General features: G+C 36.2%; 14 protein-coding genes. 2 read left to right on the top strand and 12 right to left on the bottom strand.

Going from position 1 to position 18,815, the window contains the following annotated elements:
* Positions 1–68: 68 nt before the first annotated feature.
* From RIV7116_RS10690 to RIV7116_RS10635, 12 genes are all read right to left on the bottom strand, one after another.
* Positions 69–1,430 (bottom strand): NAD(P)/FAD-dependent oxidoreductase, encoded by a 1,362-nt coding sequence (locus RIV7116_RS10690; protein WP_015118314.1) that lies wholly within the window; start codon positions 1,428–1,430, stop codon positions 69–71.
* A gap of 887 nt (positions 1,431–2,317) precedes the next feature.
* Entirely contained in the window at positions 2,318–3,553 is a 1,236-nt protein-coding gene (locus tag RIV7116_RS10685; protein WP_015118313.1) for a damage-control phosphatase ARMT1 family protein, read from the bottom strand.
* A 605-nt stretch (positions 3,554–4,158) separates the two neighbouring features.
* On the bottom strand, positions 4,159–4,854 hold the full coding sequence (locus tag RIV7116_RS10680; protein WP_015118311.1) for a hypothetical protein: 696 nt from the start codon (positions 4,852–4,854) through the stop codon (positions 4,159–4,161).
* Between the two features lie 203 nt (positions 4,855–5,057).
* Positions 5,058–5,402 (bottom strand): DUF760 domain-containing protein, encoded by a 345-nt coding sequence (locus RIV7116_RS10675; protein WP_015118310.1) that lies wholly within the window; start codon positions 5,400–5,402, stop codon positions 5,058–5,060.
* A 262-nt stretch (positions 5,403–5,664) separates the two neighbouring features.
* Positions 5,665–6,813 (bottom strand): alanine--glyoxylate aminotransferase family protein, encoded by a 1,149-nt coding sequence (locus RIV7116_RS10670; protein WP_015118309.1) that lies wholly within the window; start codon positions 6,811–6,813, stop codon positions 5,665–5,667.
* Between the two features lie 224 nt (positions 6,814–7,037).
* On the bottom strand, positions 7,038–8,306 hold the full coding sequence (locus RIV7116_RS10665) for a glycosyltransferase (protein ID WP_015118308.1): 1,269 nt from the start codon (positions 8,304–8,306) through the stop codon (positions 7,038–7,040).
* 43 nt (positions 8,307–8,349) lie between these two features.
* A complete protein-coding gene (locus tag RIV7116_RS10660; RefSeq protein ID WP_015118307.1) occupies positions 8,350–9,606 on the bottom strand; it encodes a glycosyltransferase family 2 protein in 1,257 nt (418 codons plus the stop codon).
* A 314-nt stretch (positions 9,607–9,920) separates the two neighbouring features.
* Positions 9,921–10,262, bottom strand: coding sequence for a hypothetical protein (locus RIV7116_RS10655; RefSeq protein ID WP_015118305.1), 342 nt, complete (start codon positions 10,260–10,262; stop codon positions 9,921–9,923).
* Between the two features lie 14 nt (positions 10,263–10,276).
* A complete protein-coding gene (locus RIV7116_RS10650) occupies positions 10,277–10,744 on the bottom strand; it encodes a DUF2141 domain-containing protein (RefSeq protein WP_015118304.1) in 468 nt (155 codons plus the stop codon).
* Positions 10,745–10,914: 170 nt separating this feature from the next.
* Positions 10,915–11,898, bottom strand: coding sequence for an NAD(P)-dependent oxidoreductase (locus tag RIV7116_RS10645; protein WP_015118303.1), 984 nt, complete (start codon positions 11,896–11,898; stop codon positions 10,915–10,917).
* A gap of 185 nt (positions 11,899–12,083) precedes the next feature.
* Positions 12,084–13,262 carry an ABC transporter permease DevC gene (gene devC / locus RIV7116_RS10640; RefSeq protein ID WP_015118302.1) on the bottom strand — a complete coding sequence of 393 codons (1,179 nt, stop codon included), beginning with the start codon at positions 13,260–13,262 and terminating at the stop codon, positions 12,084–12,086.
* Positions 13,263–13,466: 204 nt separating this feature from the next.
* Positions 13,467–14,663: an ABC exporter membrane fusion protein gene (locus RIV7116_RS10635; RefSeq protein ID WP_015118301.1), complete on the bottom strand. Its 1,197-nt coding sequence runs from the start codon at positions 14,661–14,663 to the stop codon at positions 13,467–13,469.
* A 1,436-nt stretch (positions 14,664–16,099) separates the two neighbouring features.
* Between RIV7116_RS10635 and RIV7116_RS10630 the strand changes: the two genes are divergently transcribed.
* Complete coding sequence (locus RIV7116_RS10630) at positions 16,100–17,509, top strand: ParB N-terminal domain-containing protein (RefSeq protein WP_015118300.1); 1,410 nt, start codon at positions 16,100–16,102, stop codon at positions 17,507–17,509.
* A 960-nt stretch (positions 17,510–18,469) separates the two neighbouring features.
* Positions 18,470–18,748 (top strand): hypothetical protein, encoded by a 279-nt coding sequence (locus tag RIV7116_RS10625; RefSeq protein ID WP_015118299.1) that lies wholly within the window; start codon positions 18,470–18,472, stop codon positions 18,746–18,748.
* Positions 18,749–18,815 lie beyond the last annotated feature (67 nt).

Raw genomic sequence — 18,815 nt, 5'->3', positions numbered from 1 at the left:
ATTACCCATTACCAATTACCAATTACCAATTACCCATGCCCCATGCCCTATGCCCAATTCCCTACATACTAAACATTAACAGCTTTTTTCTCATTCACTGGCGGATAATAATCTACCTTGCTATTAACTTCAACAGGCACTGGTAAGTCTTTTCCTGTAATCAACCTTGCACCACGATTGCGAGTAAAATAATTCCAAACCCACTGAATCATGACTACGAGCTTGTTGTCAAATTCAACTAAATAATAAATATGAATTAATAGCCAGAATAGCCAAGCTAGGAAACCTGTTAGTTTCATAAAGCCTAAATCGACTACAGCGGCATGTTGTCCGATTACAGCTAAACTACCTTTATCAGAATATCTGAATGCTGGTAAAGTATTGCCTTTTAACTGCTGCTTAATCGATTTTGCAACATATTCCCCTTCCTGCATGGCAACTGGTGCAACACCTGGTAAAGGTTTACCCGTCTGATGAGCAAAATGTGCCAAATCTCCGATTACATATATATTCGGATAACCCTTCAAACTTAAGTCTGGTTCAACAATTACTCTTCCCGCTCTATCGGTTTCCGCACCGGTTTTTTCCGATACTATTTTACCCAAGGCTGAAGCTTTTACACCTGCCGCCCACAATACTGTGTTAGCTCCAAACTGTTTAGTTTCGTCACCTTGCTTAACAGTAACTATATCTCCTTCGATACCAGTTACTAAAGTTTTTGTGACTACATTAACACCTAAACCTTCCAAAGACTTTTGTGCTTTTTCCGATAATTCCGGCGCAAACGGTGGTAAAACTCGATCCATTCCTTCTAAAAGCAATACCTGCGTCTCGGAAGTATCAATATTACGAAAATCTTCCTTGAGAATACCGTAAGCTAATTCAGCGATCGCACCCGCTAATTCTACCCCAGTCGGACCACCACCAACCACCACAAATGTCAACAAAGCACGACGTTTTTCTTCATCAGTCTCTTGCTCTGCTGCTTCAAATGCCATAAATATACGACGACGCATTTCAATCGCATCTTCCACAGTTTTTAAACCGGGTGCGTAATCTTCCCACTCATCTTTACCAAAATATGAATGCTTGGCACCTGTAGCAATAATCAAACTGTCGTAAGGGATGTTTTCACCCCTCATAACCACGTTTTGCTTCTCTGGATCTATATCAGAAACCTCTCCCAGCAAAACTTTAGTATTTTTACTGTTTTTAAGTACCGAACGCAATGGTGATGAAATATCAGCAGGCGATAAAGTACCGGTAGCTACTTGATACAGCAACGGTTGAAACAAGTGAAAATTTCTTTTGTCTATTAAAGTAACCTTTATATCCTTACTATTTAGCGCTTTTGCTGTATATAATCCTCCAAAACCTCCACCAACGATAACTACATGATGTGGCGGCTTACTCCCAGCTTTATTTTCCATAATATTTTGTTACTCCCATGTACTTTCCTGTCACCATTCTTAACAAATTTTCACCATTTTTAACAGAGGGTTCTGTTTGCAATTTACATCTTATTTTGATTAAAAGTAGTTAATGATACACATATCCTGTAATTTTTGTATCTTTTGAATATTCTCTTAACAAATATTTTACTCTCAAAATAATCATCGGCAATAGCTTTGAGTGAATATTGTATATTTAAGACATTTTTTTTGTAAAAAATATAGCTAGTAAATAGACTTAGCTATTAAGTCACTTTAGTAACTTTAATGCTAAGCATATTTTTGGTTAATCAATAAACCGTCAGCTTAAGTAATTTCACATGTTTATTTACCTTTTCCTTGTTCCTAGTTTTAGATAACAATCGAGATATTCTAGGGAAGCAATCGAGAAGAAAAGGAGAGATATAGAGTTTTGCAGGATTTTTATTCCTTATATTATTTCTTTATAAAGATGCGCCGAATATAGCCCATGTAGATGGGCTTTGTTTATGTAGCCGTACCCTTCTATGGTGTCGGGTAAAATGGGAGCATCCCAATTTCGCAAAAAGCCCACAGACTAAAAGTCTGGGGCTAATACTACGAAGCCCGACGACCTGGGCTACTAAGATTCTTAGCCCATGTAGATGGGCTTTGTTTATGTAGCCGCACCCTTGCAGGGTGTCGGGTAAAATGTTTGTTCCGGCATCGGGATGCTCCCGATGTTCGTTTACTCAAAATGCTACTGTGCGCTTCTTTTAAGCCATATATCGTTCAAAATAATTGATGCAATATACAGTTTAAGAAAAATTCTTTATTGCCAATTACCAATTACCAATTACCAATTACCTATCACCAAACCCCAAAGATATGATACGTGTTTTACCGAATCATATAGCTGCTAACTGAATCAAACCCCAACTTCCATTAGTCAACCAGTCAGGATCGGATTTTGCAACTTTATCAATTGTTAATGGTGGAATACCTGCTGCTACTTCGGATTTCAAAGTACGCAGAGCTAAGGTTGGTACGGGTAAATAACAAACTATATCCATAAAATTGCTGCTGTAATCCCAATGTCTATCTCCTAACAAACGTCGATAATTAGCATCTCCTTTAACTATAAGTAAACTCGAATTGCTTAATTCGTTTCTTTTAGATTCTGGTATTTCCCAAAAGGCTAAAGGAGATGTCCAAAAATAGTCTTCACTTAAAATTAACTGTCCCGAAGCGACATAATTTTGCAAGCGACTAGCAAAGTTTTTTACTTCCAAACTCGAGCTATTACGAAGATAATCAATTGTATGATGCACATCTTTAATCATTGCATCAGAAACAAAAGTCGGGTGGGGTTTCAAATGTAGCTTTACTGTATCGACTAAACCACGATTTAATATAAAATCTAGCAAACATAAGTCACAAACTAATTCAAATCCAGCATTGTCTGCAACTAAATCAACCTGATTTTGCTTGTTTGAGGTTTTGTTGACTAATAAATCTATAACTTTTGCTGAATCGTCTACTAATATATGAGCTTGCTGACTTTCTATATTAAAATTACTGCGATCGCTATCTTCTATTGCCGACCATAAACTTAAGTCTACACGATTTCCCCACAGCGAGAAATATAATAGTCCAATCAAACTAGTTTCTGTAGAATTGGTTTGGGAAAACCAAACAGAAGCTTGCTTGCACAAAGCAACTATTGAATCTAGAGATTTTTCTAAGCCTTGAGACTTTTGTAATTTAAACGGATCTATATATTGATATTCTCCAGGAGTAAAATAATTTGTGATGTTCAGAATTAGACGATAAAAATAAGTTTCAGCTACAAACCAAGGAATATCAACCCAACGTTGTGCTTGATAAGAGTGCAAATAATGCTGCCATGCAATAACATCTACACCAGTATCATCAACAAGTGGTAACAAATTACCTGATGATAAATCATTTGCTAGTTTTTCAAGACTTTGGTTAATCTCATCTGAGAAATCATTTTCCTCAATGACTCGACGAGCAATATTAGGCATTCTATTTATTACCGTATGCTCGGTAAAACCACCATCTACAGATGCAATCAACGATGTTGGGATATCTAATTTAGGAGCGGAATCTTTAGAATGCATAACTATAGTTAGCAGCAAATAGGGATATAGTAATCTTAATATGAGTTGTAGAGTTTAAGATAAAGATCGAGAAGTAATATAATGTTTCGGTAATCGGTAATTGGTAATTGGTGATTGGTAATAAAAAATTATCAAATCCTGAGTTATATAGTGAATAATTGGCGTTGCTGAATTGAAGTATGAATTTATGTTTCTGGTTTTAGTAAAGCCCCCTAAATTCCCCAAAATTGTGGGACTTTAAATTATCTTTCTCCCGTAGAGTAGGGGGTTGGGGGGCAAAATCATACTTGTAATCAGCAACGCCGAATAATTAGCCGAATTTGATATAATTCAGGATCAATTTTCTTGTACAATCTGCTTAACAAGCTTTTTTATGAATATGTAGAAACATTTACTAACAGGACTTCAAAATAAATCATAATTATGGACAAAGACTTAATTATCTTTATACTTAGTGTTGCCTTACTAATTACTTATCTGATTTTCTCCGCACTTACAGAGATGGGAACTAAATTACCCTGGAAAAAATAGGTTAAAGGTAAAAGGTTAAAGGTTAAAAATTAAAGGTTAAAAATTAAAGGTTAAAATTCTTAATCCCTAACTCTTCACTGATTCCTTGAACCACGAATTACCACCCGCTCGCCCTGAACATTTATGCTTTCAAGTTTGATAGGTAATTTTTTAATTTCTTGAGAAAGCAGCCGATTAATACTATCTTGAGGAATACCTATATTTTGCGAAACTTCAGCAATCGGAAAGCTAAAATAACCTAGAGAAACACGAGTTGTGTCATCAAAGCTGAATTCTTGGTTACGAATGCTGGGTTTTCCTTCAATACCGATATAAACACGTTTCTCTTTTCCGGGTAAACGCTGCAATAATTGGATAATTTTCGTTTTATTTCTTCCAGATAAATCTTGTATGGGGATAGATGAAGTTTCAACAACAGCACCTACAGAGATTTTCCCGTTTTGAATTTTTGTATTTGTACCTTTAATTGCGGTAGCAAATTTCTTTGTATTATCTTTTTTTTCTATCGAAGAAATAATTAATGAGTTGACTTCTTCTGCATCAAGCTCTACTTCTCCTGTAGTTTTAGCTGTCAAATTATCTGAAACTTTACGCAATACTTCTTCAGCATTTGCTGTCTTAACTTGTTCCGTAGAAGAAATTACTTTTTCCGTTGCTCCCGATTGAATATACCATTCGGGTAACTGCATTGCTTGTTGCCAAACTACAAATGTCGCAATACCCACACAACCTGAAATCAAGCTAAATATCAGTAAAAGTCGCTTGTACATAATTGAGAAAAATAAAAGATAAATTAGAACCTTATTTTCTTATTACTCATACTTCAAAGTTGTTTCCACAAAATGGGAAGATTCTTCATTTTATTTTTTTCTGTTACGAAAAGGAACTACAAACAGCCTATTGCTATTAAAGAATATAACAAAAAACCCCAGTCGGGGGGACTGGGGTTAATTGAGAAGCTAAATTATTTTTTTCACTCATTATCCTGAGAATCAGCTTCTAAAGATTGCAAAGTAGTTTCAAATGCCATACGCTGCTCGGCATTACGTAACAAATAACCATTAAGCATTGCAGAAGCTAAAAGTTTTCCTAAGCTTTCACGATTGGTAGTTACCATAACGTTAAAATCATCCCCAGGTAAACCACCCAACATACCAGAGATAGTACGTTCAATTGCTTCCATAACTCCTGAAGAAGCAGGTTTAGAAAGTTGACCGATTGTTTCTGGACTCAAAGATTTAATGTACTCTAACAAAGAATTAGCGCCTGCTGTTTGATTATCGAAGAATTCTGGATTGCGCTGGTCTATATTATTCACGATATTTTATGTGTGAGGTTTTTTTCAACTTACATAAATAAATGTAACAGCTTTTTCATCCAGAGGCAGTCAGTTAAACCGTACTAAAAGATGGGGGTTTCTTCTACTTTTAGGAAAAATTACCGGTATGGGGAGAGGGGGGAACAGTTAGCAGTGAGCAGTGAGCAGTTATGAGTAGCAAGTAGCTAGTTACCAACTACCAACTACCCATTACCAACTACCAATTACCAATTACCAATTACCCATGCCCAATTCCCAATTATTAACTTTTAATCTTCTTCTGCAATACTTCCAAAAGTCTATCTACATTTTCTTTGCGGCTGTTGTAACCCATCAATCCGATGCGCCAAACCTTGCCACCTAATTCGCCGAGTCCACCACCAACTTCAAGATTGTCTTCTAACAGCATTTCTCGCGCAACTGCTTTACCGTCAATTCCTTCGGGGATTCTTACTGTGGTAAGTGTTGGTAATCTGTACTGTCTTTCAACATGCAAAGTCATTCCTAAATCTTCTAAACCTTGCCAAAGATATTCCGCGTTTTTTTGATGCCTTTCCCAACTATTTTCTACCCCTTCTTCTGCAAGTAAACGTAGGGATTCCCGCAAAGCATAATATAAATTTATGGGGGCTGTATGATGATATGTGCGTTCTTTACCCCAATATTTGCTTAACAGGTTCATGTCTAAGTACCAGTTTGCAACTTTGGTTTGACGCTTTTGCAATTTCTCCATTGCACGGGAACTCATAGTAAAAGGTGAAGCTCCAGGAGGACAACCCAAACCTTTCTGACTACAGCTATAAGCTAAATCCACTCCCCACTCATCCAAATATAAAGGTACGCCGCCCATGCTTGTGACGGAATCTACCAGCAGCAAACTATCATGCTCGCGACATAATTCGCTGACTCCTTCCAAAGGTTGACGCGCACCCGTAGAAGTTTCGGCGTGAACCAATGCCACTATTCTCGGATGATGAGTTTCTATAGCGGTTTTTAATTCATCTAATGAAAATACCTGTCCCCAAGGCTTGGTAATAGTTCGTACATCTGCACCATAACGTCCAGCCATGTCAACCAAACGATTACCAAAGTATCCAATAACACCAATTAATACAACATCACCCGGCTCTACTGCATTCGCAATTGTCGCTTCCATTGCAGCGCTTCCGGTGCCGCTAACTGCTATTGTCAAGGGGTTTTCTGTTTGCCATACATAGCGTAGCAGTGATTGAATTTCATCCATCAGCGTCAAGAAAGCTGGGTCAAGATGCCCTACAGGGGCAGTGTTCATTGCTTTGAGTACGTCGGGGTGAGCATTTGATGGACCGGGACCGAGCAGCAAGCGGTTAGGTATATTTAAGGGTGATAGCTGTAATTTTTGGTTGTTTTTTGCAGGTAATGCTTGCGTCATGATGGTAGATGCTACCTGTTTGATAGGAAGTGCAGGATTATAGGTATATATTTTAAACTGAATCGCCCCCACTCTTCTAGAGTCGGGCTAAAATTGCAAAGCCCACCTCCGTGGGCTAAATTAGATGCATCGTAACGAGATTTTTAGCCCATGCAGTTGGGCTTTGTAAGTATAGCCCCACCCTTCGAGGGTGAGGGCTAATATGCGATCAAGAAAGTATTTTATTACAAACCAACACCAGTCAATTTTTTCTGCGATTCTCCAACAACTTGATAAAGCTTCGTCTCAAATTTTTCCATACAAGCTGACCAATCAAATTCCAAAATTGAAGGACGAGCATTGGCTGTCATCTGCTCTTTTAATTGAGGGTTTCCGAGAATTTGAATGATTTTTTCGGCGAAATCTGCGGGATTGTTGGGTTCTGCTAAAAAGCCGTTACTACCAGGCGTAACTTGCTCTGCTGTAGAAGGCGCGATCGCAGCAACTACGGGAGTACCGGAAGCTAAAGCTTCGTTATTTGTGGTACAGAAGTTTTCGGTGATTGAAGGGTTAACAAATAAATCCGCACGAGCAAACCATCCTAAAAGTTCTTCCCCATGAGATTCTCCCCAAACTGTTACGCCGGAACCAAATTGTTGAGCGCGCTGCTTGATTTCTGCTTCTATGGGACCGCTACCAACAATCACTAAGTGAACGTCTTTTATTTTGTCGGCAACTATGGGATATATATCCAAAAGTTGATTGACATTTTTTTCTGCTGTAATACGCCCTACAAATAATAAAGTTGGTCTATTATCGTTAGGAATCGGATTAAAGATAGTGTTTTCGGGATTGAATTTTTTACAGTCAACGCCTTGGTAGGGAAAATATTCGCTACGCTGACATTTCATGGCTTGATATTTAGCAAGTTGTTCTTTTGAAGAAAATAAACTTAGGTCATATGACTCGCTAAATTGCTTAATTAGCTTGGGAAGAAACGGACGAATTAAACTAAATAATTGATTACCTAAGTAATATTGAATATAGGCAACTATATCGGTATGGAATAAAGATATTACTGGAGTACCTTTCTTTTTCGCGTATTCTACTGCGACAGGACGACCATAACCTTGTAAAAACAGCGAATATAGTCCCCTCATTTGTGCTGCTTCTTCTACTAATACAATATCGGGATTAAAATCTGCTAATAATTTCGTATCGCTCCAATGCCGATAGCTTAATGGTTGGGGAAGAGATTTGTAAAATATTAATGGTTGTGTCGGAAATGCATAGGAAGTAAAGTTGGGATATTGGTGTAATTCATCCAATCCTGCCATCGGACGTTTACCAACACTGCTTGGATACTGATTGTTGATTTGGGGGTGAATCAGAAATACTTGATGTCCTTGTTGCAAAAACCATCTAACTCGTTGATGTACTGCAACAGAAACCCCAGTTAAAAATGGAGCGTATAATCCTGTAGCGATTGCAAGGCGAAGGGGTTGCTTTAACATGATTTAATAGAATTGAAGAGAGGCTACCTAGTTATTTCTCGTTCTAAAGAGAAACTTTATCGTCAACTGGTTGATTGTCTGATTGATAAGGTTTATATTGGGTTAGCTGAATATTAAAGGGCTTTTTTATACGGTAGACAATGTTACGCCAAGATACTTTTGATATCCACATTGATGATACTAAAGCAAATCCATAAAACCAATGTGTTAAAGGGATTCCGATTAGATTTTTCATGAATGTTGTTAATGATAAGTTTGGCATTAACCACCGATAGTTTATGACCTTTCTCACTGCTATTTCTACAGCAATTGTAATTAGCAGTAAGGCGAATATATAGAGACTGTAGCAAGTCAGTAAAAGTCCGGAAATGTCCCAATTCCCTAAAAGACAATTTAGCAACATGAACGCAAAGATTACGCTTGGTAACAAAATAGAAAATATTGCTTCCACTACTACCAACCACCATTGGGGATGATATAGCCTAGAAATCAATAGTTGACGTTTTATCCAGTTACTTAAGCTTGGTAAAGTACATTCTTCGCGATTGAGAATTAACAAAGAAGGCACGAATTTAACCTGTAAATCATGCTCGGCGAGGATAGCTTTCAACATCGTATCTTCGCTTAAAGCTCTTGCCCATTTTTCAAGTATTCGGCTTTCGTGAATCACTTGTGTTTTAATCGCTAAAGTACCTCCCCAACAGATACCGTATAAATACATCTGTATTACTGCCGATATATTCCATATGTACCTGATTAAAGTGCCCCAATATTTGCCTTTGGATAGATACCAGCGATTACCTGTAGTTGCTCCAACTTTGGGGTGCATTAAAGGCGAAACTAATTCGCGCAACCAAGTAGGATGAACTACTGCATCGGCATCTACTAAAGCAACTACTTTGTAAGAGCTATCTAACTCAGAAACAGCCTGTATTAAAGAACTGCATTTTAAGCTACAAACAGTACTAGCTATTTTTAAAGGGCTGATTTGAACATTTGTAGCATTAGATTCAGCAACAGTATCGTTAGCCACTTGCCATGCTGGATCTTCCTGACTATCAACTATAATTTTTAATTCATATTGCGGATAGTCTTGCTCTAATAAAGCTCTTATACAGTTGGGGAGAAAAGGATCTGCCCCCCGCAAGCATAAAATTACTGCTGTTTTAGGAAGTTGGCTGTCACAGAGGGAATTAGCTTTATTTGAATAAAGGTAAAAGATGAAGATAAGCGTTAAACCTATCTGGATAAACAGCCAACCTAGCAAAGTTTGCAGCAGTGCGATCGCCCAAAATTTCATTGTTAGAAACCTTTACATAATTAAGATAAGCCGTAAGGTTTTAGATTTTAAAGACACTGCCTACTTCTCCTGTTTGTTCTCGATGGATAATTTGGCTTACCCCGGCATTAGAGAAGGAGAATTAAATTTTGAAGAATTCAAGAGACAAGAAAGACAACATATAAATAATCTAAAATCTGTCTTGAAAAGTTTGAAGAAAAAAATAAACGGTACCTAAAAAAAGATATTCTTCTCACAATTTTTGTCTTCGACACGCACTTTGGCAAAATCAAAAATCTAAAATTCACCGTTGCTATTGTTGCGATATTTGCAGACTAAAACAAAGATTCATCGATTGTAATTTTATTGAAGTCTATATTTTGCAATAAGTTATTGCCTTCTGTATAAGCAGGAGGTAAATACTTATAAAACTTTAGCTTTTTAATCTCCGAAGCATCTTTTGCAAAAAGTGAAGTATGGGATTCATCCAGCTTAAAAATTAAATTTTTGTTGATATCGTCAAAAGACTGGTTTTTAAATTGACGATGGACAATAATTATTTTCTTACTTTCTTGAGGTGTTTGTTGCGTTAAACGGTGAATAGTCACAGAAATTCCCGTAAATAATGGAACATATAGCCCCATAAAAATCGCCATACCTAAAGCTTGTTTGTCCATAATTTAGGTGTAATTTAAGGGTCTAAAGAATATTTCATTACAATCTCAACAGTTTGATTTCTTGTTAGTGAAAAACTTGCCTTTTCAAATTTAGGAACTCCTGTTTTTATCGAGACAGTGGGGTTATTAGAAATACCAAATCCTTCTTCAGGGATGCCCAAAAAATCTCTATCAAGTTTATTGTTATTATTTTGGTCATCAATTACCGCTATCGCATAAGTTCCTTTTTTCAATCCTGTAAATTCTTGTTTAACCGAATTGCCAGTAATTTTTATACATTGGCTTTTGAATTTACTGTTATTACCTAAAGGAAATCCACGCTCATTTTCATAAATTCTCAAACAAACTTGACCCTTTTGATTCTTGATACCTTTGATTGAAATAGTTAGATTTGCCGAATCTTCTGCTCCATTAGCTTTTAAACCGAATCCAAAGCTGAAGAAAGCAGAAAGCAACAAGCAACAAATTAAATTTGTTTTCATTTGCTTAGTTATTGATTGTTAATTGTTACTAATTACCAACTCCTAGTACTCGAAGAAGCCTGCATTGCCGGGTGAGGGAGGGGGAGAGGGGGAAGAAGGGGAAGAGGGGGAGAAGAAACTTTTTATTTTCACGGGTTTTCCCCGCAAAGTTGGCTTAGCGAACTACTAGATTAGTTTTGATTTTTAAGCCATGCTTTGATGCGAGCCATTCCTTCATCTAAAGAAATAGCTGGTTGATAGCCTAATATTCGACGTGCCTTTTCAATTGAAAAAGTATAAGGACGACTCATAAAATCTACAGCTTCAGGATATATATCCGGTTTTTTGCGTAGAAGTTTTTGTCCTTGACAGCGCAATTTCAAAAATACCCTAATTTCTTCTTTTCCTAAGGAAGAAGGGGCTGAACAATCTGCAACTTCTGCTAAACGAGTAAAAAATTCTTGTGGGGAAGTTTCTTTGCCATCAGTGATATTGAATATTTCACCATGTTGTTCTTTTTCTATCGCTAGAAAAATGGCATCAATTAAATTATCAACGTATAAATGATTGATGACCTTTCCTTCATTAGTATAAGCAAATAATTTTTGCTGCATAAATGAGATTGGTCTTACCGTCCAAGGAATAGAACCCGGCCCGTAAACATCTCCTGCACGGATGATAATAATACCAAAATCTCGGGCACTATTTAGTTGCTGTAGAGCTTTTTCTGCTTCTATTTTTGTTTGACAATAAGGATTTTTCTCTTTTACAAGTGTTTCTTTTTCTGTAACATTGTTGGGATAATCAAACCCATAAACTGAAGCAGTAGAAAGATGCACAAAATCTTTTACACCGGCATTACGAGCAGCTTTACCGATATTGATAGTTCCATCAATATTTACACGAGAAAATTCTTTTATGGAACCTCCTTCTTTTGCAACTTCTTCAGTATGTATAACTATATCTACATCTTGACAAGCTCGTTGAGTTATAGATGAATCTGTTACACTACCGCTAATAATTTCAACACCTAATTTCTCAGCATTTTGAGCTAATTCTGCATCTTTTTCCAGTCCACGGACTTTTAAGCCTTTAGCTATAGCTATTTCGGCTGCACGTAGTCCAATAAATCCGCCAATTCCTGAAATCAGTAAAGTTTTATCTGCAAAGTTCATGTTTTTGTCGCTTGTAGACTTGTTTGATATATTAGAAAGTACGGAATATAGAATGGTTAATAGGTAATTGGTAATGGGTAATTGAAAATTGGTAATAATATAAAAATTACTAGCAACTAGCAACTAACAACTAGCAACTAACAATTAACAATTAACAACTAATAACTAACAACTAATAACTAACTCTAAAAAATATCTGCCGGGTCTGCCGAACGCAGTTGATTTATGGTTAATGCACCAGATGTCATACACATTAAAGCTGTTGCTATTAACACTATTAATGCATTGTCGAAGCTCATATTTATAGGTAGTTTCGTTGCTTTCATTGCGAATTCATATAAATATTTTGAGACAATCCAACCTGGAATATAACCAAGAACTGCTAAAATGAAAGCCTGTTTGAAAACTACTCTTAATAAATAATTATTGGCATAACCTATGGCTTTTAAAGTGGCGTATGCTACTAATTGACTGGCAATATTGCTAAATAGTATTTGATAAACAATAACTATACCAACAACAGAACCCATTGTTAGCATCAGATTTAAAATAAAACCGATTGGTGTTCTATTTGCCCAATATTCTTTTTCAAAATTAACAAATTCTTTGTAGGTAAATATTAGAACATCTTCAGGTAAACTATCCCGTAATTGTTGAGTAATTTTTTTAGCATTTACTCCTTCTCTGAGGGTTATTGCTCCTACATCTATTTTGTCTGTAGGTCTGCCATTCTGAAATATTCGTAGGAATGTTGTATCGCTAACAATCAAATTACCATCCACGCCGAAGGAAGGACCTAAATTAAATAATCCACCGACTCTAAGTCTTAATCCTGCTAGTGAATCAAATGGAAATATTTCAATACTTGGTTGGGTATTTCCCCGCTCAAATCTCAGAGCGACATCTCCAAATTCTGGTCGAGAATTTTTATCAAATAAAACTACGTTAGATATTTTGAGCTTATTTATATTTTCCTGAATTCCAGGTAAATTAATTACGGGTTTACTAGGTTCAAAACCCATTACGTATATGGAGTATTTTTCCCCAGTATCGGGATTCTTAAATTTAGCAAATCCTAAATATATTGGAGTAACAGATTTTACACCTTCAAACCCTAAAGCTTGATATAAACGAGTTCGAGAAAAGCTTTGAGTCGCAGTTAAGGCTTTATATTGAGAACTAACTAAAAATAAATCTCCTTGTAAACTTCGGTGTACCTGAGTTGCGCTGCTGTAAAGAGCATCTTGAAATCCAAGTTGCATAAACATCAGTATCACAATGAAAGCGATACCAGCTACAGCTACTAAAGAACGAAATTTGTTTCGGATTAGCTGTAACCATGCTAAAGGGGTTTTTGAAGCCATGATTGCTAAGTATTAAAATCAGGATGAATGAAATATATAGCTTGGGAAGTATGAAGGATGAAGGTAGTTTCCAAGAGCGAGATTCCGCAAACAAAAATGATAACTACTGCTCCTGGTTCGATTACTATCTATTTAGAGGCAGTATCCCAATTATTCATTAACAAATATCAATGTTTCAATTCATCCTTCTACTTTCATTTTTGCTTAAATTTGAATGGCGACATCTACCTGTAGATTTGTTAAACCCATAATTAATCTATTATCTTCTAGTTCATCGACACGGATTTTTACCTCCACAATTCTTCTGTCAGTATCTGCTCCTGGATTTATATTCAGAATTTTTTGTCTATCGACTAGTAATCCGATCTCGCTAACGGTTCCTTTTATTTCCCGAGGTAATGCGGTACTGGTAACTGTTGCTTTTTGACCTAAACGTACTTTCTGGATATCTGTCTGATAAACTTCTGCTACCACATACATCTGATTGGTTTTACCTATTTCGACTAATCCCTCAGTGGTAATCATTTCTCCCGGTTTGGCATTAACTTTTAATACTGTGCCGGTAATGGGAGATTTGAGAATAGTTAATTCTTGTTCTGCCTTAGCTTGCTCTACAGCAGATGTAGCACTTTTAACTTCAGCTTGGGCTAGTTGAATATCTTGCGGACGAACTTCTTTAATGCTGTTTAATTTAGCTTTAGCTTCTCTGATTTGGTCTTGTAAAGTATTGACGCTGCGATCTAAAGTTGCCCGAGCTTCATTAAGTTGCTGCTGTAAAGTTTTTACCTGCAAACTTTTACTGTCGGCGATAGAAGCGGAAACTGCTCCCTGTTGGTATAACTTTTGATAGCGATTGTATTCGGTTTGAGCATTATCTAATTCTGCTTGTAACCTGGCGATTGTTGCATTTCCTGTAGCAATTTCTCCTTGAAACTGAGATTGTAACCGAGCAATAATTGCTTGTTGAGCATCAATATCGCCTCTTTTTGCTCCAGCTTCTATCTGGGCTAATTTAGCTTGAGCAACTCTGACTTGATCCAAAGCTTGTTGTATGTTGACTGTAGCCCGCGTGTAACCATCGAGTAGTGCTACTACTTGTCCAGTTTTTACTTTGCTTCCTTGACTGACAAATAATTTTTCTACCCGCGAACCGTTTATCGAATTAGGAGGTGATAATTGAATTACCATTCCTTCGGGTTCAATACGTCCCAAAGCTGTAATTGCGACTCTGGCAGGAGACGTATTTACAGGTGTAGGTGATTTACTTTGAACGTTGGGACGAAATCGTAAGTAGCTGTAGAAACTAATAATTGCTGTAGCTAAAGCAATGGAAGTTGCTAAAATTAATCGCCACCTGGGGGGGGCTTTTTCAAGAAACTCCCTTTCCTTATCTGCTGACATATTTTGATTCCAATTGTGAAGAGCCAAGTTTCTTATAACGTTGATGAAGGTAACTTTTACTCAATAAAGCCGATTTACTCTGCCCGAAAACCGTTCTTAAATAATTTGACGGGTTTACGCAAAGACAGCAGATAGTTGTGTGCTGAAAATTTTTCTAATTGTATACAGTTTATCTTCCACCATTTTCATCTTTTATAAAGACAGAGCCTTCAATACACTTCTCAATTCAACCTGGAAACCCCCGACTGTTTTTGAGAATGGTGCAAGACATGAGGTGTATAGAAGTTTCGGCATTGCTCAATTGAAGTATGAATTTACTTCTTTATTGGGAGTGATACCCCCTAAATTCCCTAAATTTGAGGGCTAGGGGGCTATTCATGCTTTTAATCAGCAACGCCGAACTTTCGCTATGAAATGGGGATTTGTCACAAGACAGGGGTTATATCCCGATCGGAAACTCGCGAGGATTATGTTTTGGATTGCAGTATTAATTCCTCAAATAATTTGTAAATAGACATCGCTTTAACTGCGTACATAGGTAATTAAAAATGTGTATGAAACCTGAAACAACAGAATCAAAAGTATTAATTTTTACCTTTAATTTTTAATCTAAAATGTTTAACAGATTATGAATATCGTGTAGGAAAAAATTAATGGTTCACTGGAGTTTCGATTTCCTAGTTTTTATTCTATATTATTAATAAGGTATTGTTCTAGGAAATAGCAGTAACGCTCTTCACAAAAACTCAATTTTTATTCCAGCGATTAGCCGTGGGAAGCGTTTAGGCAATAGCTCAAAAAACTTGTCTTTAAGTATGTCAAAGAAGTCCTATATTGTCAACCTGCTTTTTTGAAAAGTTTTTCACTGACATACACATATATTTGACTGCAAATAGCACGCTATGAAATAATTTAACTATAGATGTAGCGCTTCATTTTTGGAAAGGAAATTTGAATCTAAACGGTAAAAGACTTTTATCGCAGTACATACCAAAAGATATCCGTTCCAATTCTACATTGGTACTAACGATGGCTTAGCTAAATTAAATAACCATAGATATTTTTTTTACGGCATTTTGGTGGCAATTAATACACTCTATCAATTTCATTATTTAAGTTTATCTACCTAGGGAGCAAATTGCTGTTCGCTAACGTCCCTAACCTTCAAATAGAAGAATGGTGAACTTAAAAAATTTAATTTATGAAGATTATTTTTAGCTATGATATTTTTGCTATCAAGTAGATTGATTTAAGGCAATATAGGAGGAATAATTTCATCACAATTGGGCTTTAGCTTTTATATTGATTATTGTAGAGATTAGTTTGATATCAAGCTATTATCATTTTTATGACATAACATTACTTGTTGAAATTTTCAAGGCATACAAAAGTCAATCAAATATCAGTCGGTATATGGTTATCAAAGAAAAGTAATTATGTCTGGAATATCTAAAGTATCGATAGAAAAAATTAAATACGGTAACAATCGTCGTCCAATCAACGATGAGAAAGTCGAGCAGTTAAAAAAATCTATTGAGTTAAATGGTTTGCTTAATCCGATAACGGTAGACGATGATTTTAACTTGATTGCCGGATTGCATCGCTTAACAGCCTGCAAGCTGCTGGGCTTTAAGCAGATTGAGTGCAATATAGTTACTTACGATTCCGACGAAAATGCAAGATTAGCAGAAATTGACGAAAATTTGATTCGTAACGAACTAGAACCCCTCGAAAGAGGCAAACTAGTACTCGAACGAGAAAAAATCCTAGTCAAATTAGGAATAAGAGCGAAAGCTGGAGACAATCAATACACTCTCAGAACTTCAGAAAATGGTGGTGAAATAATTTCACCACCTCCCAAAACCACCCAAGAGCTAGCAAAACAAGCTGGTTATAGCGAACGTAGCTGGCAGCATGATAAACAAATTGCCAGAGATATAGCTCCCAAAATCCAGAAAATAATTCAAAAAACTCCTATAGCGGACAAAAAAACTACTTTACTCAATATTGCTAGAGCCGGTAGAAAAGAACGAATATTGGCAGAGAAAGCTTTAAAGGCTTATGAAATGGCGAAAAGCAAAGGCAATAAAGAGGAAGCCGAACGAGAAGCCAAAATAGCAGCTAAATTACGCGCACAACAAGAAGAATTACAGCTACAAGCCTTTCATAGCGCGATCGCACAGCTCGAAGCGAAGTCCGGAATCAAGAAGGAACAACAAAGAGTGAAACAGCCAAAAATTCTCAATTCGTTAGTTTTTAATCAAGAGTCGCTGTCAAAAATTGGCGATAAATGGACTTTAGGCAATCGCCATCTTGTATATTACGGGGATACTGCCCAACAAGATTTTATTCAACTGCTACCTTCAAATGCTGCTTTGGCGATTAGCTACGCCGCGCCCACAGCAAACGCCGATTTTTATGGTGCATGGAATCACGATTATTTGGTGGATGAAGCTAAGGTTGTGGCTGTATTGCGTTCGGAAAACAATATTTATCAGTTTTGCAGCAACACCCGGATGACTTTTCAGTATGAATTGTTGTTGGGCAAAATATATGTAGGCATTTTTTCGCGAGAAGCAATAGTCAAACCAGACATGCCAGTCAATCTAGACAATGTTGAAGGAATAATCCAGTATTTAATCAATATGTTTACTGTTCAAAATAATTATGTCATAGCGCCGTTTATGGGTAATGGTGAAATTTTAATGACTTGCGAAAAAATGCGCCGAGTTTGTTTCATCGGTGACGAAAATCTCGATGTAATTCGTAACGGAGTATCGCGTTGGAGAAGATGGACGGATAAACAACCAGAAAAAATTGCCCGATCTAATTATTTGTATTTTTGAAAATTGAAAATTGAAAATTGAAAATTGGGAATTGGGAATTGGGCATTGGGCATTGGGCATTGGTAATTGGTAATTGGTAGTTAGTTACTCATAACTGTTCGCTGTTCACTGCTCACTGTTAACTGTTTTTCCCCTCTTCCCCTAAATGCAATTACTCATAAACAGCATTTCATATTTACATAATTGCTCGTAGCGAACTATATGATTATTTCCGTTAGTTCCAATAAACCTTGTTAAAAATATCCGCAAGTATCTCCATTAGCTATTATTTGCTATAAGCAATTAGGAAATCTTAAAATAACCAATAGTAACTATTTTTATGAATGTTAATTGATATGTTTAGGGTTGATATATTAACTTGATTTTTAACCATTGACTATTACTGATACTTTTTTGATTATCATGTTCCCTTGAATTAATACCATGTAAAAAAAAACTATATTAAATCAAATATCTAAACCACCGACATTCCTTTACAACAACCTTACAGCTACTTCATAATCAAGAAAAGCTTATATACTCTAGGCTTTTTGTCAAAATACCCCTAGAGATATCAAGTTGCTGATGATACTATGGCTGAATATTTTTTATCCAATTAACAGTTGAAAAAATCTAGAATTATTTCCGAATTGCCCGAAACCGTATCATCCGCTTTGTTTAAGCTGTGCTACTGTTGGTATTAATTCTAATAATCAAGAACAAATCAGCAATTAGATATTTAATGATTAGTTTATTAGTAATGAATAACTAACAATTGAAATCAGTCTAATTACGATATTTGTGACAGCTGAAACTGTTTGTCAATTAATTTGATAAATTCAAACATAAAAAAAGGTGTGTAGGAGTAAATGATTTATCAATTTTTTTTCAAAGTTTTTGATGTTGTGGTTTTGTAACTAACTTGTCAAACATTATTGTTTACAGTTCATAAAATTATCTTCCAAGGCATTTTAATTAGCTATGGCATTTATTAAAATACAGAACGTTGTCATTAATACGGATTACATAGCCGTAGTAAGGTTTAATAATCAAACCGGCTCCGATAAAAAGAGCGTTTCTGTTTTAGTAGCTACTCCCAAACCGGCCCCTTTTGAATGGGAAACAGTGTCTTCAAATAACCCTCAAGAAGAATGGATGGAATTCACTGGTGTTGCTGCAAAAGCATTAGAAGATTATTTTTCTAGCTTCAATAATGTAATTGACCTTCTACCCCAATGTCACGAGACTAGTTTGATTTAGTGGTTTATTCTACCGCAGGATAGACGCGAAATAAGGATAAAATATTGGAAAGTAGAAGTAGGGGAAA

The organism is Rivularia sp. PCC 7116 (assembly GCF_000316665.1).
In the GTDB taxonomy this organism is placed as follows: domain Bacteria; phylum Cyanobacteriota; class Cyanobacteriia; order Cyanobacteriales; family Nostocaceae; genus Rivularia.
Note: the sequence above shows the minus strand (reverse complement) of the source record. Positions and strands in the feature narration are given on the sequence as shown.